We start from the raw sequence: 20,501 nt of genomic DNA, 5'->3' as shown, positions 1-20,501 counted from the left end.
CAAAGGATACAAAGAGAAGCAAAATCGAGATTTATCCTAATTTGCTTCTCTTTTGATAACGATATATTTCAATTAAAATATTGAAGTTAGATTTATCAACTGCTCGATTCGTCAGATCCACAACTGGTAGAAAATCGTGCTCTATATAATAATCACGAAAAAGCACAGTGTACATAAAATACGCTGTGCTTTTCTAAACATTCACAATTTTTTACTTTTTAGAGAGAGCATCAACAACTCCAACATAGGCAGGTTTACGAACAAACCCTTCGCTCCATAAGCCAATGGGTTCTCCGGCTCGCCAAGACGAGTTTGCAGGGCTGTCTAATGGGCTCCATATACAAATACCATATTGTTGAGCCTTAGGAATGATTTCAAAGTATTTTTCGATTACATACTTATACATGTCCTTCTGTTCTGCATATTCGGCGGCGGTGATAACCGGCGTCTTTTTGCCTGCTATGCCCATGTCTAACTCAGAAACCTTAATCAGTTTACCAGTGGCAGCAAGCAACCTGAACATCTCATCAATTTTAGACCTGTCCCAATTTGAATTTATATGCATTTGCGTACCAATGCCATCTACTTTTACCCCATTTTTTTCGATATAAGAAACGTAGTCGATGAGGCCACGGCATTTAGCTAAATCATACTCCAGGTTATAATCATTAATGAAGTGTATATCGATAAATATGAGTAGGGACGAAACGAGTTTATTTGACCGGTTGCTCATCGACAGGATAGATATAATACCCGAAAATCAAATTCGCAGCAGCGGATATGTATTGCATACATTGGAAGCCAGCATTTGGTGCCTGCTAAATACAGACAATTATAAAGATGCTGTTTTAAAAGCCGTTAATTTAGGACAAGATACAGATACAACAGGTGCCGTAACAGGCGGTCTTGCGGGACTATTATACGGCCTTGAGAGTATCCCTCAGCATTGGTTAAGTCAACTTGCCCGTAAAAATGATATTGACGATCTTTCTGTTAGAATGTTTAAAGCTGTGCAGTAATATTTAAGTAATTAGGATGGGTTTATTTGATTTTTTAAAAAAGAAAACAGCAGATACCGATCAGCCTGTACAGCAAAACGACACGCCTTACATTAACAAAAACTGGAACGTATTAATTGCCTTTGAGGCCAGGCTTATTGAAATGGGCTACGATGTTAAAAGGCATGCACAATACCTGGCCCTTATTGTAAATGATGAACTGGAAATAAGTTTTATGGTGGTGGAAAATCTGGACAATCATCCCAATATTATGCATTTAATGGTGGCTGCATCTCATCAAACGTATTTCCCCGACGGAATAATAGAGAGCGTTGTAGGGGCAGGTTATTCATTTGAGGAGCAAACGAATACTGCTTTAGATAATTATATCAATTCAACCTTTGTAACCATAATGGATAGTTTTACGGATAGTCATGATCCTGATCTTGATTTCATAACAATAGTAAATTGCAAAGACGTTTTGTGGCATCCGAACTTAGGAACTTTAAATGCTCAGGGACAGTGGAACGAATACCCTACCGGCGAACCACTTTATGACTTATTAAAAAGTGAGATACCTAACCAGCTAACCACTAATAAAATAAACTGGCTAAAGATCTACATTTCTAAAAGAGCCGATGGCGAGATCATCGGCGAATGTCTTTTCAATAACGTACCTTGGGAAGTCGCCTCAAACGAAATATTCGATTATGCGAAAACCTGGGAAATGCCTGGCGAGTTTAAGGGACTTAAAAACAATTTATTGTGTTCAGGCGATGCGACGCGTGCGACGTAACAGTTGATTAATCCGTTCATTACAATGCTTCGCAAATTAATTTTGCCAGGCTTCTCACTTCCACAAATTCATCGTTTGTAAATTGCGTAGTTACGTGCGAGTCGGTACAGAATGCCCGACGCGCACATGGATTTTGACCTCCCCATTGGCGGGGTACTGGCTACTGATAATGCGGTGATTCCATATGCAGTAAGTATGGATATAGGCTGCCGCATGGCACTGTCAATTATTGATGAAAGCTACACTTTTTTAAAACGTTATGAATACCAAAATAAACAAGCTATGAACAACCATACGCATTTTGGCATGGAGGGTGGCTTGGAGGTGAAGCAGGCCAAACAACAAAATATCCATATAGAAGTGCTTGAAAATAAAGCAGAAATTTTTAACGGTACGTTATTATCTGCTATTATGATGGTTACTGGCGATAACCTGCTATCAGGGTTACATGTGACGGCCATGGATACGCGGTTGCAATTGGAAAAATAAAAAACTTTGTTGTTCCGGTTGGAAGCAAATATATTGGTTTGGCAAACGGAGCTGTTGCTGGAGCAGCAGCAAAGCCAATGGCAGGAGCATAATGCTTTAGAACGAGGTAATCCAGTTAAAACAATAAGTTTGAATTTGAAGTGACCATTGTTAATGGTGTGGTTACTCACCAAGCAATTCCTAAGAATAGATAACTGAAGATAGTAATGATGGCAAATAACGGTTCGAATTCTTAAGAAAATGTACTAGTTTATTTTAAAACTCAGTTTAATAATATTAGATTTGGATATAACTGGTTACGAAACCTATTCCGTAACCTTGCTATTTTCAACATAGATAACTAATTGATTATCAATTTACTACAAGATAGGGTTCGAGCCCAGGTGGGCGCACAAAGTACTCCTTCAGGAGGCATCAAAACCCCTTAAATCACTGATTTAAGGGGTTTTTTCATTAATCTCCCTTTGTAATGCCAAGGTTTTGCCATAATACAATGTTTAATAACTATTATAGAGCATAACCTAAAATCTGGCTTGATGCACAAGCCTTTTAATTATCTTAATACAATAACCTTTACTTTAAATTTATATGTTTACGTGCAATATTTTTATCATTAGATCTTAATGGTGTCATGCCGATTGGGCTACTACTTCATACCTCCAATAACTTTTTACAACTAATTAAACATGAATATAATCCGGTTTAATACATTATTAGGAATTTTACTACTAAGCTGTGCTTTGGTGTACGGACAGGCTGTAACTATGGATGAACGGCCAGCGTTTGTAAAAAGTCATGGGGAACAGAAACTTTCAAAGCCCAGAACACACGTTTTTAAGTATACCAATCCCATCACAAAGGATACCTCAAAGAGTATGCGCGATTATTTCATCATTAAGGTTGGTAAAAAATGGTATGCTACAGGTACATCGCTGCCAGTTTGGTCTGGTCATAATCCCGGCGTACGTTTGTTAGTGTCTGACGACTTGATTCACTGGAAGCAGCAAGCTTGGTTGATTAACGGTTCAAAACTTGCTGACGACTGCCCGTACAATGGAAGATTTTGGGCACCCGAAATACACTATATCCGGAACAAATACTGGTTAACCGTTAATAGTGGCAAGGTCACGCAGGAAGATCCGAAAGGCATGAAAACGCATAGCGTATGGCTTTTTTCGGCAGATAAAGTTACAGGGCCTTACAAATTAGTGAACGGACCGTTGACCCCTCAATACAATAATGATGCAACCCTATTTGAAGATGAAGATGGCCAGACTTACCTGTATTGTAGTGGCAATGGCTTGTTCCAGGCTAAGATTGATCTTCCCCGCGGGAAACTTATTGGTGAGTTACAAAAGTTCAGGAATGCCACGGACAAGGAAAATCCTAAGTGGATGTGGGGTGGCATTGAAGGTCCTTTCGTGCTTAAGCGCGAAGGCATTTATTATATGTTTTTTTCTACTTGGACACGTGGATATGAAGTAGGTTTGCTACGCTCAAGATCTCCGTTGGGCCCTTGGGAGCTCGCCTCGCCTGAGCCTATATTCGGCACGCGTAAAGCTATCTATCGCGGTGCCGGCGCAAGAGTAGCCGGTGAATTTAATGACACTAAAGATCCTTATGCAGAAACCGGGCACAACGCCATTTTTGAGGGCCCCGACGGTAAACTATGGAGTTCGTGCCACTATATGATTTTTGATGGAAAAACCTTTAAATCTTCTGACGAAGGCAACTTACCTAAAGGTCATTTAGGTATCGAACCGCTATATTTTAGAAACGGCATATTTACCATTGATGGCCCTACATGGACGGAACAAGCTGTCAAATACTAATCTTGATAAATAATAAAAATATCCATCTTTCCACCTATGACTTTTTTTGGGCAGGTACAAAATCTAAACAACTGTTATCTAATTATCGAACCATACAAACCTCCCCCACTAATTTCTTCACCGCACACCCCACTAACTACCCCACCAGTGTTTATCTTTGCACTTAATGATCAATGTCAATAATATTTCCGTTTCGTTTGGCGGGACAACACTATTCAGCGATGTAACTTTCTCTATCAACGAGAATGATAAGATAGCCCTGATGGGTAAAAATGGGGCGGGTAAATCTACCATCCTCAAAATTATTGCGGGTGAGGCCAAGCCTACTACCGGTAGCGTTACCGGCCCTAAAGAGGCCGTGATTGCCTACCTGCCGCAGCACTTGCTTACCCCGGACAAGGTAACGGTGTTTGAAGAAACCATGAAGGCTTTTGCCGAAGCCAACCAGATGCAAAAAGAACTGGATGAGGTTAACGAGCAACTCAACATCCGCACCGATTACGACAGCGATGATTATATGAAGTTAATTGAGCGGGTGTCGGAATTGAGCGAAAAAGTTTACAGTGTTGAAGATGCAAATTACGATGCCGAGGCGGAAAAAGTATTAAAAGGTCTGGGTTTCGAGCGTCAGGATTTTAACCGGCTTACCTCTGAGTTTTCGGGAGGCTGGCGTATGCGTATTGAGCTGGCTAAAATCTTGCTGAAAAAACCGGATTTAATTTTGCTGGATGAGCCCACCAACCACATGGATATTGAGAGTATCCAATGGCTGGAAGACTTTTTGGTAAACTCAGCCAAAGCCGTAATGGTCATCTCGCACGACAGGGCTTTTGTGGACAACATTACCAACCGGACCATTGAGGTAACTATGGGCCGCATTTATGATTATAAAGCCAAGTACAGCCATTACCTGCAACTGCGTGCCGATCGCCGCCAGCACCAGCTAAAAGCTTACGAGGAGCAGCAGCGCTTTATTGCCGACAATATGGAGTTCATCGACCGATTTAGAGGCACATATTCAAAAACCCTGCAGGTACAATCCCGGGTTAAAATGCTGGAGAAACTAGAGGTTATTGAGATTGATGAGGTGGATACTTCGGCCTTAAGATTAAAGTTTCCGCCGTCGCCACGGTCGGGCCAATACCCGGTAATTGTAGAAGACCTGAGAAAAAGCTATGGAGACCACGTGGTATTTAAAAACGCATCCATGGTGATTGAACGTGGTGAGAAGGTGGCATTTGTAGGTAAAAACGGCGAGGGCAAATCAACCATGATCAAAGCTTTAATGAAGGAAATTGAGGTGGAGGGAAGCTTAAAAATTGGCCATAATGCTAAAATCGGCTACTTTGCCCAAAACCAGGCTGCCTTGCTGGATGAGAGCATGACGGTGTACGATACCATAGACCAGATTCCGCTATCGGATAATACACTTAAAATCCGTGACCTGTTAGGTGCCTTTATGTTTAGCGGCGATGATACCACCAAAAAAGTCAAGGTACTCTCGGGCGGCGAAAAAACACGTTTGGCCATGATTAAACTATTGCTGGAGCCGGTAAACTTATTGATACTGGATGAGCCGACCAACCACCTGGACATGAAAACCAAAGACATCATCAAAGATGCGCTGAAAGATTTTGATGGTACGCTGATCCTGGTATCTCACGACCGCGACTTTTTGGATGGCCTGGTAACCAAGGTATTCGAATTTGGCAACAAACGCGTTCGCGAACACTTTGAAGACATCAAAGGATTTTTGGCTTATAAAAAGATGAACAGCCTGAAAGAGATTGAGCAAAGCTAATTTGATATAATCTAAAACAGATAGCTGCTGCCCTCCAGCAGTGCGATCAAATCAATTAAACAACCCTTCACTTAATAACATAATTATAAAGTGAAGGGTATAATTAATGATTAAAGCCCCTTTCGCTTCTCTCACAATAATCAGCTCCTGTGAAATATTACTGCTTAGAAAATTTATTTTACAGCCGACGGTGCAGCCGCCTCCTTACCAATGGTTATATTACTAAAAACAATATTTTCGGCGTTGGTAAAACTGATGCCGTTAGTGCAGGAGTCGATTTTAATATTTGAAAAGTAAACGCCTTGCACTTTTTTGCCGGTATAGCCTTGTATAGCCAGCCCGGTATGCGTTGCCGATTTAAAGCTTACATTGTCAAAATAAATATTATGAATGTCGGTAACGTGACCTCTACCCTCGCCGTGGTAAAAAGAGGTAATAAATATACCGTCCTCAACCTCGCCGAACTTCACATTTTTAACAAACACATCTTTAATAAATCCGCCCCGGTCGGGATTAGATTTTAAGTAGATGCCACGCTTGCAGTAACCGCCGTAGGTACAGTTTTCTACAAATACACTTTGTACACCAGCCGACATTTCGCTACCAATAACTACACCATGCAGCCCCTTAAACCTGCAATTACGAATGACAATGTTTTCGGATGGCGATGCTGTATTCCACCCTTCGCGGTCGCGCCCTGCTTTTATGGCCACGTTGTCGTCGGCGTTGTTAAAATCGATATCTTCAATTAAAACGTTTTTAGAATATTCGGGGTCGAAACCATCGTTGTTTTTATTAAACGCATTAAACTTTACCTTCCTGGCCGTAACGTTTACTGATTTTAAAAAGTGAACCGACCAAAACGGCGAATTAATGATGGTTATACCCTCAATCAATACATTTTTACATTCAAAAAACTGAATGAATTGTGGCCGCAGGTAATGCCCTTTACCAAACACACGATTAACTAACGGTACATTTTCATGATTCATCTTACGGCTCAATTCCTGATCAGGCTTTTGCCTGTTATACCATTTGCCAAAGCCATCCCTACCGTTGCCGTCAACAGTACCTTCGCCTATAATGGATACATTTTTAACTTTATAGGCATAAATGAGCGGACTATAATTTTTGACAAAGGTGCCTTCCCAACTGGTAGGCACTACAGGTAGGTAACTCTCGGGATGGGTGCCAAATATTAGCTTGGCTCCCTTTTGTAATTCGATACAGGTATTATCTACCAGGTGAATTGGCCCATTAACCAAGTAAGTACCGGCTGGAACCACTACTTTACAGCCGCCCTGGGCTTTACACTCAGCCATTGCTTTGTCGAATGCGGGTTTACTGTCGGTTGCCGAATCGCCTTTGGCACCAACGTTAGTCAGGACGATTTGGTTGGACGATATTTGCGGAACTTTAATATTGCCGAGAATTTCTTTAAGCTTTTCTGTCCTTGATGCTTTTGGTTCTTGATGAGGATTACACGAATTGAAACAAAATACCAATATTGCTAAGGCAGCAAATATTCTGTTCATGGAGATATTCAGATTAACCATCACCCGCAATTTGGCATATAATTAATTGAAATACAACCCGCCTGGTTTCTTGTGATACAAACGACAAAATACAAATTCACCAGTTAGCGGATTTCGGAATGATACTTTCGAGTGAAATTACAATTACTAGATCTCAGTTGTAGTGGTATTTTACAGCTTATTTATTCCATCAATAAGCATTTTACTTAAGCCATTAAAATATCGTTTAATACCATAACCTATAACCCATTGCACACCACGGGTAGCGTTGGTTATAAAAACTTCATCGGCCTGGTGCAATATGTCAGGGTTAATTTGTGCCTCGGTTACTGGTATCTCTTTTTCGATGCAAAGGTTAATAACTACCTGCCTCATAATGCCTGCAACACAACCTTCGCTTAAAGCCGGAGTGTATAAATGATCCTGGTACCAAACAAAAACGTTAGAGCTAATGCTTTCACACAAGAAACCGCCCTGGTTTAATAAAAATACGTCGTCCAGTTTATGTTCGTTTTTATATAGCCCCGCCATCACATAAGGCAATGCATTGCATGTTTTATAATTAGACAGGTAATTAACCGGCTTTAGCACTTCGGTGTAAACATCCATAATTAAACCTTTTTGGTTTAACCGATAATTTGCCACCTCACTTGGAATAAGTTCCAGGCACCAGCCCGATTTGTTATCGTCGGGCGTATACAGGCCACCTGCATCACGATATACGGTAAGCCTTAAGCGGCCATGTTTAGCCTTGTTCCAGACACCTAATTCCTGAGCTTTATCTTTTAAAAACCAGCTATCTAATAAACTGTACCCCTCCAGTTTTAGGGCTTTCATGCCCTGCTGCAGGCGTTCAGCATGTAAATCAGCAAATTTTAGCTGCCCGTTTACCAGGCGCATACTTTCAAACAAACCATCGCCGTACTTAAAGGCCCGGTTACTAACCCCTATCAAAGCACTGTCAGCAGCTGCCAGCTGACCATTAAAATTCACAAAATTTGGCATCATGAGTTAGTGTAAACAAAGTTTTAAGCGTTTTGCTCTACCGTACCAGCAATATATTTTCTCCATTTTTGCAGTACAGCTTCAAAATCGGCCGGCAAAGGAGCCTCAAAATAAACAGATTTACGGGTATTAGGATGCACAAAACCTAAACTTTGTGCATGCAGCGCTTGCCGGGGCATTAGTTCAAAGCAATTTTCGATAAACTGCTTATATTTAGTAAAGGTGGTTCCCTTGATAATTTTGTCACCACCGTATGTAGCATCGCTAAAAAGCGGGTGGCCGATATGCTTCATATGCGCCCTTATTTGGTGGGTGCGGCCAGTTTCTAAACGGCATTCAATCAGTGTTACGTAACCAAAACGCTCCAAAACCTTATAATGCGTTACCGACCATTTTCCTTTTTGCTCATCATCATAAATGGACATTACACGACGGTCGGCTATACTACGGCCTATGTAGCCAGTTATGGTACCGTCTTGCTCTAAATCGCCCCAGGCTAAAGCCAGATATTTTCTGTTAATAGTATGCTCAAAAAACTGCCGGGCAAGCCAGGTCATCGCACGCTCGTTTTTACTAATGAGCAGCAAACCCGACGTGTCTTTATCAATACGGTGCACCAAACCCGGGCGCCCATCATTACCGGGTAACGTTGGTAATTGCTGAAAATGGTATACGAGGGCATTAACCAGTGTACCTGTATAATTATTATAACCCGGATGCACCACCATACCCGCCGCTTTATTTACCACCAGCACATCATCATCTTCATAAGTAATCTCAAGCGGGATATTTTCGGGGTAAACCTCGGTATCCCGCGGCGGATGCGGTAACACCACCGATATCACGTCGGCCGGTTTAACTTTATAACTGGCTTTTATCGGTTTATCATTAACCAACACATTGCCTAAATCAATGGCATTTTGTATCCGGTTACGCGACGCATTCTCTACACGATGCATCAAAAACTTATCTATACGCAGCAATGACTGGCCTTTGTCAACCACAATACGCAGGTGTTCATATAAATCCTGCTCATCGCTCTCATTCAGTATAGTATCTGTTAACATTTTGGCAAAAATACGCCTTTTAGGCGGGCCATGGCTTGGCTATTTTTATTATATTTGAACATGAAGAAAGTTTTGTCCCTAATCATAACTATTCTCACTATTAGCACTTTACAGGTTGAGGCACAGTCTGACGGCTTTGCTCAACTTTTAAAGGCGGCTCCGGGTGATGCAGAGAAACTATTAAATGCTTACGCTACTCCATTATTTAAAGGTTTTGGTACCGGCCTAAACAATGGCTGGACTAATACCGCTAAAACCAAAGGTTTTTTACATTTTGAGGTACGGGTATCGGCCTCGGGCGTATTTGTACCCACAGCCGATAAAAGTTTCGATGTTACCCAAATAGGTTTAACCGGCAATATCAAACCTATCCCGGGCAGTTCAAATATTACGCCTACCGTTGCCGGCGATAATGGTATGACGCCCACTACTTTAGGCATTTACTCTAACAATAACGTGCTGATAGACCAGTTTACTTTACCTAAGCGTATAACCCCAGTTATACCAGCGCCGCAAATACAAGCCACTATTGGCTTAGTTAAAAGCACTGATTTTACCGTACGCTATATACCCAAAACTAAAATTAGCACCGATTTGGGTTCGGTCGGCATGATAGGCTTTGGTGTAAAGCATAATATAATGAACGATATTTTTACCGGCTTAAGCAGGCAACTGGCTCCGTTTGATCTGGCCATTGCTGCAGGTTACAGCCGCTTAAACTACGAACTACCGGTTGAAGTACGCCCCGGCGCAGGTAAAGTGCCTGATGCTGCCAGCGCCAGCAAGACAGACTTCAGCACTCAACGCATTGAAGGCCATTTCAGTGGGTTTAACATTCAAGCTATCATTTCAAAAAAACTATTATTCTTTACTCCGTTTGCTGCAGTAGGTTACAACGTTGCCCGTACTAATGTAGGCTTGCTGGGTAATTTTCCGGTAAGCAACGCTATAGCCACCTATACTGTGTACACTGATCCGGTAAATATTAATATTAACAGTATTAATAACGTGAAGGTGGATGCCGGCTTTCAGTTGGATTTAGCTTTTCTTAAATTTTATGCATCCGGAAGCCTGGCAAAATACAAGTCGGTTACGGCAGGTGTTGGTTTGGGCTTTTAAGGGCTGATGAGTTTTGATTTAGAAATTTTCAGTCCCATTCATGCCTGGAATCATCCGGTATTTGCCGAAAAAAAGCTAAACGTTTTTATTAAGCGCGATGACTTGATTCATCCGTTAATATCCGGCAATAAATGGCGTAAATTAAAGTATTTGCTTCAGAACGCGCACCACCAGCATAAAACTCACCTAATAACTTTTGGTGGAGCATTTTCAAATCACTTACTGGCTACTGCTGCTGCCGGAGCCAGATTCGGATTTAAAACTACGGGATTTGTGCGGGGAGAAGAAGTTCAAAACAACACCTTGTTTTTATGTCGGCTGCACGGCATGAACTTAATATTTACCGACCGCGAGAGTTATAAAAATAAGTGTCTGTTGTTTCAAAACCATTTTGGCGGCGATGCACGAGCCTATTTTATTAATGAAGGCGGCGCCTCGCCCGAAGCAGTAAAAGGCTGCAGTGAGCTTGTTGATGAACTACCGATAACTTACGATCATATTTTTTGTGCTTGTGGTACCGGCACCACGGCAGCCGGCATTATTGCCGGCTTGCAACAGCAACAAGCACCATCTGTGTTCCATGCTGTTCCGGTTTTTAAAAATGGAGATTTCATGCAGCAAGAAATAGATACCTATTTAGATACCCCGGCAAACTACCAGTTACACACCGCTTATCATTTTGGTGGCTATGCCAAAACTAAACCTGAGTTAATTAACTTTATTAAAGCTTTTGTAGCATCAACCGGCATTTTGATCGAACCGGTTTATACCGCAAAGGCCCTTTATGCCGTTTTGGACCTCGCTAATCAAAGTTATTTTAAGCCTGAAAGTAACATTTTGGTTATACATAGTGGTGGGATTTTCGGCTTGCTTGGCTTGGAGAACAAGTTTTAATATCAATAACAATTAATCGGGTTGATGGGAAGACTTAATTAACCAATTTGAAACAGGGATGGTGTAATACTTATACAGCAAACAGCCTTATTTAGAAAAATACTAAATCTAAATAAAATACTTAATATCAGCGTTTTAATTACACTAACTATACTTCCGATAAAGTTTTGCTTTCTTTTTATAGGTAAACAATTTTACCCTCTCTTAATCTTAACATCTTAATTTTTCGTATTAAAAAATATTGTGCTAAAAAATTTTAGAACATCCTTTATATAATAATATCATTCTCACTAATTCGTTACCTATACAATAGTATAATTATCATAAACAATATGCTATTATTGCGTTATTCTATGAATTGCAGATAGGCACAAGTATGTTATTAGTCGGTACTGCTGCAATCAATAGTATAAACTAATAATTAACTTAATCATAAGGAACGAAGGATTATTGTTAACATGAGCAAACAAACGGAAAAACTTAAAAAACAACTTTTAGAAATCTCTGATGTAGTTAACGCTTTTCAATCTGAAGCAGTGCAGGTAAAAATAGTTGACAGGCTTTTAGATTCAATTTTGGAAGAAAGAGACAGTGACGAAACAATTTTCAGAAAGCCGCGGAGTTACCAGGCAGACGGAGAATCAAAGCAGCGGGAAAGCCTCCGAAAGCCGGGTGCTACAAAAGTATTGAACCAGCTATTGCAAACAGACTTTTTTGATCAGCCACACTCCATCGCAGATATAGCTACGCATTGCAAAGATCAATACGATTCAGATTTCAAAACTTCTGAGTTATCAGGTATATTATTAAAATTAGCTAATGAAAGCAAACTTCGCCGCGAACGCAGTGAAGAAAATAACCGCTTTGAGTACGTTAAAGCGTAATAAGATAAATCGGTTTTCAAATACAGGACCTCATGCCCCTTTATTTGAAAACCGTTATTTATTTTAAATCAAACAGGCTGTCTACGCCTAATATTTTCCTGGACGTAAAGCCTTCTGCATACCGGGCTTGTATTGAACGCCCCATCTCTCGGGCACGTGCCTCAACCCCAATAATAAATTCTGGTGACGAAATGTAAGTTTGCGGCTCTTCTTCCCACTCGGGGTTATGAAACTGCGAACCGTAGGCCATCACACTGGCAATTTTGGTATCCCAGTAATCGGTTACGTCAATTACTACATCTGGCTTAATATACATATCCTGTATAAAGTGCAATAGTTGCCTGGGCCTCCAGGGCTCTTGTGGTTGGCCGTCATCAAAGGTTTCAATTTTGCGCAAGCCCGATAAAAAGCACGCTGTTTGCACCAAATCACTTGCCCGGCCATGATCGGGATGCCGGTCGTGATATGCATTAGTGATTACAATTTCGGGCTGATAACGCCTTATTACCTCGACTACCTTAAGCTGATACTCTTTATTGTTTTCAAAAAAACCGTCGGGGATGCCTAAGTTATCTCTTATTGCCAGGTTTAATATTTTGCCCGCAGCTGTAGCTTCGCGCAAACGTATTTCGGCAGATCCACGGGTCCCGAGTTCTCCGCGGGTTAAATCAACAATACCAGACTTTTTACCCATGGCATTGTGCTTTAAGATAACACCGGCACAGCCTAATTCGGCATCATCCGGGTGCACTGGTAAAACCAGTATATCTAGTTTAACCATGCTGCAACAAAGCTACATCTACCGAAAGCAAATCACTGATCTTTTTTTTGATTTTAGCTGACGTAGGCTTGGTAAACGGATAGAAAAAATCCTGCACATGACCGCTGCGATCAACCAGGTACTTATGAAAGTTCCATTTAGGTGCTGATTGTATGCGGCCGTTCTCTTTTTTGCTGCTTAAAAATTTAAACAGCGGATGAGCCTGCGGACCTTTCACCTGCATTTTGCCGAAAACCGGAAAATGAGCACCAAAGTTAATTTTGCAAAATTTACCTATCGAATTGCCGTCGAGAGGTTCTTGCCCTCCAAAATCGTTAGACGGGAATGCCAGTATCTCAAAATCCTGCCCCTCAAATTCGTGCCGCAAATCTTCAAGTTGTTTAAGTTGTGGCGTAAAACCACACTGCGAAGCTGTATTTACAATTAACAGAACTTTATTTCTGTAATTACTCAAGTCCACTTCTTCACCGTTTAGCTTTTGCACACTAAACCGGTAAATACTTTGATCGTCCATCTTTTACTAAAATCTGTTGGAATAATATCCGGCTTGCCGTAAAATAGCCTCAATATCCCGTTCTTGTTCAGGATCGTATGTTTCTTTTAAATTGTGGCCAAATATACGAGCTACCGATTGAAACATAAAGGCATGAAATCCACCTTTTAGTTGTTTAGCCAGTTCGTAGCTGGTAGTACCTGTTTCGCGGTCTATTAGCTTAATCAATATCTCACCCTGCGTTATCGTAAGATTTTTAACTTGTGTGTTAAATAAATCTTTTACCTGTGTTTCACATGTTTTAATTAATTCCTTCTGCTGTTTTTTATCTGTAGTAACTGCCAGGTCGCGTTGCAGCTGCCGGTACTTGTCGCCGGCAATACGTGCATAAGGTATCACTTTATAAACATTGTAACGCAAACGGTAGTAAGCCTTACGGTCTTCTTCGCTTGCAAAAATGCGTACGCCCTTTACCGTATATTCTGGTAATACCACCCAAGGTACTAACTCACCGTTTAAATCCGTTAAATAGGTTTTAATGGTATCATTTTTGCCAACTTTGGGATGTGGCAACTGGCTTTGCGACATGACCCGTCCCATAACACAGCAAAACAATAACATTAACCCGATAAATTTCATATATTTACTTAAGACAAAAATAATGCTATTTTCCGGTGTTTTACAAGTAACCGACATTAAAAAATGTTGTTACATTATTTATGATATACAGATAACAAACGCTTATAAATGAAAGATTTAGTGATTGATCTGGAAGCTGAAAAAGCGGAAATTTTAAAAAGATATCGTGCCCTGCTGCGTGCATCAAAATCAACCTTGCAAAAAGGTGATAAAAAGATGATACGCAAAGCATTTGAAATGGCCGTAGAAAGCCATAAAGATATGCGCCGCAAATCGGGCGAACCTTATATATACCACCCTATTGCTGTAGCGCAAATAGCTGCCGAAGAAATTGGCTTGGGTACCACTTCTATTGTTTGTGCATTACTGCACGACGTAGTAGAAGATACCGACATGACCCTGGAAGATATTGAACGTGAGTTTGGTAAAAAGGTAGCCAAAATTATTGACGGTCTTACCAAAATATCGGGTGTTTTTGATACTAATAGCTCACTACAGGCCGAAAACTTCCGTAAAATGCTGCTTACACTGGCAGATGATGTACGGGTGATTTTAATTAAACTGGCAGACCGTTTGCACAATATGCGCACCATGGAGTTTATGCCGCGCGATAAGCAGCTTAAACTTTCGTCAGAAACCGTTTACTTATACGCCCCGCTGGCGCACCGCCTAGGCTTGTATGCGATAAAATCCGAACTGGAAGACTTGTCCATGAAATACATGGAACGCGAAACCTACCAGTTTATCAAGAAAAAGCTGAACGAGAAAAAAGCTGAGCGAGAAAGATTTATACATGACTTTATTGAGCCGGTTAAAGCTACTTTGGCCAGCCAAGGTTTGTATGCCGATATCTTTGGCCGTCCAAAGTCTATCCACTCCATCTGGAATAAGATGAAAAAGAAGGCTATTCCTTTTGAGGAAGTGTACGACTTGTTTGCTATCCGCATTATACTGGACAGCACACCTGAGCATGAGAAATCGGATTGCTGGAAAGCTTACTCTATAGTAACCGACTCTTACCGCCCAAACCCCGATCGTTTGCGCGATTGGGTATCGTCGCCTAAAGTTAATGGTTACGAATCATTACATACTACGGTGATGGGGCCGCGCGGCCAGTGGGTTGAGGTGCAAATACGCACCAAGCGCATGAATGAGATAGCCGAAAAAGGTTTTGCCGCACATTGGAAATACAAAGAGTCGTCATCTGATAGTGGCTTAGACCAATGGATACAAAAGGTACGTGAATTACTACGCAATCCAGATAGTAACGCGCTCGACTTTTTGGACGATTTTAAGATGAACTTGTTTAGCGACGAGATTTTTATCTTTACGCCTAAAGGTGCATTAATACAACTACCATCCAATGCTACGGCGCTCGATTTTGCGTTTGAAATTCACTCTGATGTTGGTGCGAGCTGTATTGGTGCCAAGGTTAATCATAAACTGGTACCGCTTAATTACAACCTGCAAAACGGCGATCAGGTAGAGATCATTACTTCAAGTAAGCAATCGCCCAAAGAAGACTGGCTGAACTTTGTGGTTACGGCTAAGGCTAAGGCTAAAATTAAATCGTCGCTCAAAGAAGAGAAGCGTAAAATTGCCGAAGACGGTAAAGAGATATTGGAGCGTAAATTAAAATCGCTTAAAATCACCTACAACTCCGACAATATCCAGAAGCTCACACTTTTCTTTAAGCTGCCATCCAGCCAGGATTTGTTTTACCGAGTTGCTAAAGGGCAGATTGACTTACAGGATTTAAAAGAGTTCCATGCTTCAGAACGCACGGTAGAAAACAAGCCACAAGATAAAATTGACCAGGACCAGGTACAAAGCCTGATGCGTAATGTCAAAGCCAAAGACAGCGATATATTGCTGATTGGCGAAGACATGCAGAAGATAGATTATAAGCTGGCCACCTGCTGTAACCCTATCCCTGGAGATGATGTGTTTGGCTTTATTACCGTAAGCGATGGGATTAAGATACACCGTACTAACTGCCCTAATGCTGCCAAACTGATGGCTAATTATGGCTACCGCATTGTAAAAGCCCGTTGGACCACCCAGCACGAACTGGCTTTTTTGACCGGCTTACGCATTACGGGTATTGATGATGTGGGCTTGATTAATAAATTGACCACGGTTATATCTAACGACTTTAAGGTAAACATGCGCTCTATCACCGTAGACAGCGATAACGGCATTTTTGAGGGAACCATTATGATGTATGTAAATGACACCCAACATTTGGACAACCTCATTAAACGCTTAAAACAAGTAAAAGGTGTTACCGGCGTAAACCGCTTTGATTCTGCCCCGGCACCGATTGAAAAAGCATCTTAAAACATTGGGTAGCACAGCGTAGAAAATGCAGTAACAGGGTTAAGTCATATCTGTTAGCTTCATACTCAGCCCGCTTTTTTATGTGCAATAATTTTTAACTTTGAAGTCTTAAAAGTTTTATTACTATGCCTCTACAGGAAACCATTGATATGGTTAAAAAAATTTTCGAGGCGTATCTCGAAAATAAAAGTTTGCGCAAAACTCCTGAACGTTTTGCCATACTCGAAGAAATTTACTCACGTAACGATCACTTTGATGTGGAATCATTGTATATCCACATGAAAAATAAAAAGTACCGCGTAAGCCGTGCTACGGTATATAACACGCTAGAATTGCTGGTTTCGTGCGATTTAGTAACCAAACACCAGTTTGGCAAAAACATGGCCCAATTCGAAAAATCATATGGTTACAAACAGCATGACCATATCATTTGCATTGATTGCGGTAAGGTAGTAGAGTTTTGCGATCCGCGCATTCAGCAAATACAAAGCATGATGGGCGATTTGCTTAAGTTTGATATTAAGCACCACTCGCTAAATTTATACGGTAACTGCAACAAATTAAAAGAAGGTCACTGCGACCGCAAAATATAGAGGCTCTGCACTATCCCGTCAGTTTTATAAATACAAACTTTATAATTGATAGAGATAGTTTCCTTTATAATCTTACTTTTGCAGCTTAAAAAGTAAGACTATAAATTAATTATAATCATACGTTGTGCCGGACTGTTTCGGCATCTTACACTAACATAGGGCGGCTGCCCGGTAAGATGCGGATATAGATTCGGCATCATGTTTTATCAAATAACCAAATGGCTGTTGATGTTTTATTAGGCCTCCAGTGGGGCGATGAAGGCAAAGGAAAAATTGTTGATGTACTTAGTGCCGGATATGATTTGATTGCCCGTTTTCAGGGTGGACCTAATGCCGGGCATACTTTAGAATTTGATGGTAAAAAGTTTGTATTAAACACCATACCGTCAGGCATATTTTTTGAAAACACCATGAACCTGATTGGCAATGGTGTAGTAATAGACCCTATTACGCTAAAAAAGGAATTGGATAAACTTAAAGACGCAGGGCACGATTTGCTGGCTAAAGGCAATTTGATGATTGCTAAAAAAGCACACCTTATTTTACCTACCCACCAGTTGCTGGATGCTGCCAACGAGAAAAAAATGGGCGATGGTAAAATCGGTTCGACCCTTAAAGGTATTGGCCCAACTTATATGGATAAAACCGGCCGCAACGGTTTACGCATAGGCGATATACTGTTGCCCGACTTTAAAGAGCGTTACGAAAAGCTGGTTGGCAAACACACTTCCATGCTGCATGCTTTATACGGCGATGTGGTTGATTTTACGGAACGCGAACAAGCGTTTTTTGAGGCTATTGAATTGATTAAACAATTTGAACTGGTTGACTCAGAACACCTGGTAAACAACTACCTTAAACAAGGTAAAAAAGTACTGGCCGAAGGTGCACAGGGCGCCATGCTGGATATTGATTTTGGTTCGTACCCGTTTGTAACCTCATCTAATACCACCACTGCGGGCGCTTGCACAGGCTTGGGTATTGCCCCAAGTAAAATTGGTGATGTAATTGGTATTTTTAAAGCGTATTGTACCCGTGTAGGCGGCGGCCCATTCCCAACCGAACTGGATAATGAGTTAGGCGAAGAATTACGCCAGATAGGCCACGAGTTTGGCGCAACCACCGGCAGACCACGCCGTACCGGTTGGATTGATTTACCAGCTTTGAAATATGCCATTATGCTAAACGGGGTAACCCAATTGGTAATGACTAAGGCTGATGTATTGAGCGGCTTTGAAAAAATTTACGCTTGTACGCACTATAACTACCAAGGCGAAACTATAGACTATATGCCTTACGATATCTGCACTATTAAACCAGAACCGGTATTAAAAGAGATTGACGGCTGGCACGAAGACATTACCGGTATTACCGAAAACTCACAAATACCAGCTAAATTACAGGCATACATGGAGTTTTTGGAAGCTGAGTTAGAAGTACCGGTAAAATACTTATCAGTAGGTCCAGACCGTAAACAAACTTTGGTTTTGCACTAAGACATACTTAGTTTACAGCTAAAACATATATTTCTTAAAGGCCGGTTTCCGGCCTTTTTGTTTAAAGCGTATTTTTGAATAACCATGATTTTTGATGTTTCTGATATTGCCGACTTTAAAATACGAGCCCAGCAATGGGCCAGCGGTTTTGAGGTATGCTGCTATCTGGACTCCAACCAATTTACCAACGCCGATTCGAAATTTGATTTATTGATTGCTGCCGGGGTAAAGGCACAATTAACAGCAAAAGCCGGACAGGCATTTGAGGCTCTGCAGCAATTCAGGCAGCAACATCCCGACTGGATAACCGGATTTTTAAGTTACGACCTTAAAAACGAGACAGAACACCTATCGTCCAACCTCACCGACGAGCTGAACTTTCCCGACCTTTACTTTTTTGCGCCGCTGCACTTAATCAAGGTTAAAGGTCATCAGGCAGAAATCATCTCGGATGAAAGTGAACATATATGGAAACAAATCAATAACGAAAAGCTGCAACCACTTAAAGCGGTAAATAACCTGGCTTTACAACCATGCTTTACGCAACAGGACTATATAGATACTTTTAGTCAAATTAAGCAGCACATCAGCCGCGGCGATATTTATGTAACTAATTTTTGCCAGGAATTTTTTGCAGCCAATGCAACGATAGATCCATTGAACGTTTTTTGGCAGTTAAACACCACTTCGCCTGCACCTTTTGCAAGTTTTTTCAGGCACTATGAACAGTATGTTTTATGTGCATCACCGGAGCGTTTTCTGGCTAAACGAGGCAGACAACTTATTTCTCAGCCCATCAAAGGCACGGCTAAGCGTGGGAGCAGTACTCAAGAAGACGAACGCATTAAACAAGAGCTGCGCAACAACCCCAAAGAGCAGCAGGAAAACGTAATGATTGTTGATTTAGTGCGTAATGACTTAACCAAATCTGCAGAGCCGGGCACGGTTAAAACCGAAGAATTGTTTGGCATTTATAGCTTTACCCAGGTACACCAAATGATATCTACCGTAACCTGCCAGCTGCGGGATGGCCTGTCGCCGGTAGGTGCCTTGCGCAATACCTTCCCGATGGGCAGCATGACTGGTGCACCTAAATTGAAGGCGATGGAGTTAATGGATCATTATGAACGTACCCGCCGGGGAATATATTCGGGAGCAATAGGCTATTTCGATCCGGATGATGACTTTGATTTTAATGTGGTTATCCGCACTATTTTCTATAACGCCCACAACCAGTATCTGTCTTTTCAGGTAGGCAGTGCTATCACTTTTGATGCCGTGGCCGAACAGGAATATGACGAATGCCTTTTAAAGGCACAAGCCATTATGCAAGTGCTCGGCCTGCAACAATAAATGCTAAATACTACCCTTGCTTTTCGGCTTTTATCTCTGCCAGTTTAATGAGATTGCTATCTACAATTGTTTTTGCATTTGCCAGCTTTTGCGATAATACAGACTGCTCCGGAGCGCCGCTTTTGCACATAGATTCGATTTCCTGCATCATACTTTGCAGGTTAAGCATACCAAAAAAACCCATGTTAGGCTTAAGCTTATGTGCAGCAGCACCTGCAGCCTGCCAATTTTGAGTGGTAATACCCTGCTCAATCTCCTGCATTAATTGCGGGGTTTGCAAAGTAAACATATCTATGGATTCAACGATAAACTCGTCGCTGCCATCAGCAATTTCATATAAAAATGACAGGTCAAAATCGGTATTGGCAGGTATTTCGGACATGGCG

At 41.3% G+C, this 20,501-nt stretch carries 20 protein-coding genes; 12 read left to right on the top strand and 8 right to left on the bottom strand.

Features of this window, described 5'->3' with window-relative positions:
• Nucleotides 1-211: 211 nt before the first annotated feature.
• Complete coding sequence (locus AAGR14_RS04005) at nt 212-733, bottom strand: endo-1,4-beta-xylanase (RefSeq protein WP_342647313.1); 522 nt, start codon at nt 731-733, stop codon at nt 212-214.
• Here AAGR14_RS04005 and AAGR14_RS04000 point away from each other — a divergent pair.
• From AAGR14_RS04000 to AAGR14_RS03980, 5 genes are all read left to right on the top strand, one after another.
• Nucleotides 726-1,019 (top strand): ADP-ribosylglycohydrolase family protein, encoded by a 294-nt coding sequence (locus tag AAGR14_RS04000; protein WP_342647312.1) that lies wholly within the window; start codon nt 726-728, stop codon nt 1,017-1,019. The two genes, AAGR14_RS04005 and AAGR14_RS04000, sit on opposite strands and share 8 nt — an antisense overlap.
• A 16-nt stretch (nt 1,020-1,035) precedes the next feature.
• The gene (locus AAGR14_RS03995) at nt 1,036-1,794 is read left to right on the top strand and encodes a DUF6348 family protein (RefSeq protein WP_342647311.1); all 759 of its coding nucleotides are present in this window, start codon (nt 1,036-1,038) and stop codon (nt 1,792-1,794) included.
• A 111-nt stretch (nt 1,795-1,905) separates the two neighbouring features.
• Complete coding sequence (locus tag AAGR14_RS03990; protein WP_342647310.1) at nt 1,906-2,283, top strand: RtcB family protein; 378 nt, start codon at nt 1,906-1,908, stop codon at nt 2,281-2,283.
• A gap of 686 nt (nt 2,284-2,969) precedes the next feature.
• Nucleotides 2,970-4,115, top strand: a complete 1,146-nt coding sequence (locus AAGR14_RS03985; protein ID WP_342647309.1) for a family 43 glycosylhydrolase — start codon at nt 2,970-2,972, stop codon at nt 4,113-4,115.
• A 166-nt stretch (nt 4,116-4,281) separates the two neighbouring features.
• Nucleotides 4,282-5,916, top strand: coding sequence for an ABC-F family ATP-binding cassette domain-containing protein (locus AAGR14_RS03980; protein WP_342647308.1), 1,635 nt, complete (start codon nt 4,282-4,284; stop codon nt 5,914-5,916).
• Nucleotides 5,917-6,089: 173 nt separating this feature from the next.
• Here the strand turns inward: AAGR14_RS03980 and AAGR14_RS03975 are convergent, their stop codons facing one another.
• The 3 genes from AAGR14_RS03975 to AAGR14_RS03965 form a co-directional block, all read right to left on the bottom strand.
• The gene (locus AAGR14_RS03975) at nt 6,090-7,451 is read right to left on the bottom strand and encodes a glycoside hydrolase family 28 protein (protein ID WP_342647307.1); all 1,362 of its coding nucleotides are present in this window, start codon (nt 7,449-7,451) and stop codon (nt 6,090-6,092) included.
• A gap of 171 nt (nt 7,452-7,622) precedes the next feature.
• Nucleotides 7,623-8,459, bottom strand: a complete 837-nt coding sequence (locus tag AAGR14_RS03970; protein WP_342647306.1) for an aminotransferase class IV — start codon at nt 8,457-8,459, stop codon at nt 7,623-7,625.
• Between the two features lie 20 nt (nt 8,460-8,479).
• Entirely contained in the window at nt 8,480-9,523 is a 1,044-nt protein-coding gene (locus tag AAGR14_RS03965) for an RluA family pseudouridine synthase (protein WP_342647305.1), read from the bottom strand.
• Between the two features lie 60 nt (nt 9,524-9,583).
• Here AAGR14_RS03965 and AAGR14_RS03960 point away from each other — a divergent pair, with 60 nt between their 5' ends.
• The 3 genes from AAGR14_RS03960 to AAGR14_RS03950 all read left to right on the top strand — a co-directional run bounded on the left by AAGR14_RS03960 (nt 9,584) and on the right by AAGR14_RS03950 (nt 12,420).
• Nucleotides 9,584-10,642 (top strand): DUF6588 family protein, encoded by a 1,059-nt coding sequence (locus AAGR14_RS03960; protein ID WP_342647304.1) that lies wholly within the window; start codon nt 9,584-9,586, stop codon nt 10,640-10,642.
• A gap of 6 nt (nt 10,643-10,648) precedes the next feature.
• Nucleotides 10,649-11,536 (top strand): pyridoxal-phosphate dependent enzyme, encoded by an 888-nt coding sequence (locus AAGR14_RS03955; protein WP_342647303.1) that lies wholly within the window; start codon nt 10,649-10,651, stop codon nt 11,534-11,536.
• A gap of 458 nt (nt 11,537-11,994) precedes the next feature.
• Nucleotides 11,995-12,420, top strand: a complete 426-nt coding sequence (locus AAGR14_RS03950) for a hypothetical protein (RefSeq protein WP_342647302.1) — start codon at nt 11,995-11,997, stop codon at nt 12,418-12,420.
• Between the two features lie 58 nt (nt 12,421-12,478).
• Here the strand turns inward: AAGR14_RS03950 and bshB1 are convergent, their stop codons facing one another.
• From bshB1 to AAGR14_RS03935, 3 genes are read right to left on the bottom strand one after another with little or no spacing between them, the layout of a single operon-like run.
• Nucleotides 12,479-13,201, bottom strand: a complete 723-nt coding sequence (bshB1, locus tag AAGR14_RS03945) for a bacillithiol biosynthesis deacetylase BshB1 (protein ID WP_342647301.1) — start codon at nt 13,199-13,201, stop codon at nt 12,479-12,481.
• Entirely contained in the window at nt 13,194-13,715 is a 522-nt protein-coding gene (locus tag AAGR14_RS03940) for a glutathione peroxidase (RefSeq protein ID WP_342647300.1), read from the bottom strand. Before AAGR14_RS03940 ends, bshB1 begins: the two co-directional genes overlap by 8 nt.
• A gap of 6 nt (nt 13,716-13,721) precedes the next feature.
• Nucleotides 13,722-14,282, bottom strand: a complete 561-nt coding sequence (locus AAGR14_RS03935; protein WP_342647299.1) for a DUF4294 domain-containing protein — start codon at nt 14,280-14,282, stop codon at nt 13,722-13,724.
• Nucleotides 14,283-14,441: 159 nt separating this feature from the next.
• Between AAGR14_RS03935 and AAGR14_RS03930 the strand changes: the two genes are divergently transcribed.
• The 4 genes from AAGR14_RS03930 (at nt 14,442) to AAGR14_RS03915 (ending at nt 20,115) form a co-directional block, all read left to right on the top strand.
• On the top strand, nt 14,442-16,673 hold the full coding sequence (locus AAGR14_RS03930; protein ID WP_342647298.1) for a bifunctional (p)ppGpp synthetase/guanosine-3',5'-bis(diphosphate) 3'-pyrophosphohydrolase: 2,232 nt from the start codon (nt 14,442-14,444) through the stop codon (nt 16,671-16,673).
• A gap of 125 nt (nt 16,674-16,798) precedes the next feature.
• Nucleotides 16,799-17,266, top strand: coding sequence for a transcriptional repressor (locus AAGR14_RS03925; protein ID WP_342647297.1), 468 nt, complete (start codon nt 16,799-16,801; stop codon nt 17,264-17,266).
• A 218-nt stretch (nt 17,267-17,484) separates the two neighbouring features.
• Complete coding sequence (locus tag AAGR14_RS03920) at nt 17,485-18,762, top strand: adenylosuccinate synthase (RefSeq protein ID WP_342647296.1); 1,278 nt, start codon at nt 17,485-17,487, stop codon at nt 18,760-18,762.
• 84 nt (nt 18,763-18,846) lie between these two features.
• Complete coding sequence (locus AAGR14_RS03915; RefSeq protein WP_342647295.1) at nt 18,847-20,115, top strand: anthranilate synthase component I family protein; 1,269 nt, start codon at nt 18,847-18,849, stop codon at nt 20,113-20,115.
• Nucleotides 20,116-20,125: 10 nt separating this feature from the next.
• On the opposite strand, the gene AAGR14_RS03910 is transcribed toward AAGR14_RS03915, so the two are convergent.
• Nucleotides 20,126-20,497 (bottom strand): Hpt domain-containing protein, encoded by a 372-nt coding sequence (locus tag AAGR14_RS03910; protein ID WP_342647294.1) that lies wholly within the window; start codon nt 20,495-20,497, stop codon nt 20,126-20,128.
• Nucleotides 20,498-20,501: the final 4 nt, after the last annotated feature.

Origin of the sequence: Mucilaginibacter sp. CSA2-8R, from assembly GCF_038806765.1 — a bacterium.
Classification (GTDB): Bacteria; Bacteroidota; Bacteroidia; order Sphingobacteriales; family Sphingobacteriaceae; genus Mucilaginibacter.
This window is presented reverse-complemented; position numbering and strand designations above follow the sequence as displayed.

Coding starts and splice junctions, on each gene's coding strand:
- AAGR14_RS03930 (WP_342647298.1), top strand. CDS start 14,442: ATGAAAGATTTAGTGATTGATCTGGAAGCTGAAAAAGCGGAAATTTTA.
- bshB1 (WP_342647301.1), bottom strand. CDS start 13,201: ATGGTTAAACTAGATATACTGGTTTTACCAGTGCACCCGGATGATGCC.
- AAGR14_RS03995 (WP_342647311.1), top strand. CDS start 1,036: ATGGGTTTATTTGATTTTTTAAAAAAGAAAACAGCAGATACCGATCAG.
- AAGR14_RS03990 (WP_342647310.1), top strand. CDS start 1,906: ATGCCCGACGCGCACATGGATTTTGACCTCCCCATTGGCGGGGTACTG.
- AAGR14_RS03965 (WP_342647305.1), bottom strand. CDS start 9,523: ATGTTAACAGATACTATACTGAATGAGAGCGATGAGCAGGATTTATAT.
- AAGR14_RS03960 (WP_342647304.1), top strand. CDS start 9,584: ATGAAGAAAGTTTTGTCCCTAATCATAACTATTCTCACTATTAGCACT.
- AAGR14_RS03925 (WP_342647297.1), top strand. CDS start 16,799: ATGCCTCTACAGGAAACCATTGATATGGTTAAAAAAATTTTCGAGGCG.
- AAGR14_RS03915 (WP_342647295.1), top strand. CDS start 18,847: ATGATTTTTGATGTTTCTGATATTGCCGACTTTAAAATACGAGCCCAG.
- AAGR14_RS03980 (WP_342647308.1), top strand. CDS start 4,282: ATGATCAATGTCAATAATATTTCCGTTTCGTTTGGCGGGACAACACTA.
- AAGR14_RS03940 (WP_342647300.1), bottom strand. CDS start 13,715: ATGGACGATCAAAGTATTTACCGGTTTAGTGTGCAAAAGCTAAACGGT.
- AAGR14_RS03985 (WP_342647309.1), top strand. CDS start 2,970: ATGAATATAATCCGGTTTAATACATTATTAGGAATTTTACTACTAAGC.
- AAGR14_RS03910 (WP_342647294.1), bottom strand. CDS start 20,497: ATGTCCGAAATACCTGCCAATACCGATTTTGACCTGTCATTTTTATAT.
- AAGR14_RS03950 (WP_342647302.1), top strand. CDS start 11,995: ATGAGCAAACAAACGGAAAAACTTAAAAAACAACTTTTAGAAATCTCT.
- AAGR14_RS04005 (WP_342647313.1), bottom strand. CDS start 733: ATGAGCAACCGGTCAAATAAACTCGTTTCGTCCCTACTCATATTTATC.
- AAGR14_RS03920 (WP_342647296.1), top strand. CDS start 17,485: ATGGCTGTTGATGTTTTATTAGGCCTCCAGTGGGGCGATGAAGGCAAA.
- AAGR14_RS03970 (WP_342647306.1), bottom strand. CDS start 8,459: ATGATGCCAAATTTTGTGAATTTTAATGGTCAGCTGGCAGCTGCTGAC.
- AAGR14_RS03975 (WP_342647307.1), bottom strand. CDS start 7,451: ATGAACAGAATATTTGCTGCCTTAGCAATATTGGTATTTTGTTTCAAT.
- AAGR14_RS03955 (WP_342647303.1), top strand. CDS start 10,649: ATGAGTTTTGATTTAGAAATTTTCAGTCCCATTCATGCCTGGAATCAT.
- AAGR14_RS03935 (WP_342647299.1), bottom strand. CDS start 14,282: ATGTCGCAAAGCCAGTTGCCACATCCCAAAGTTGGCAAAAATGATACC.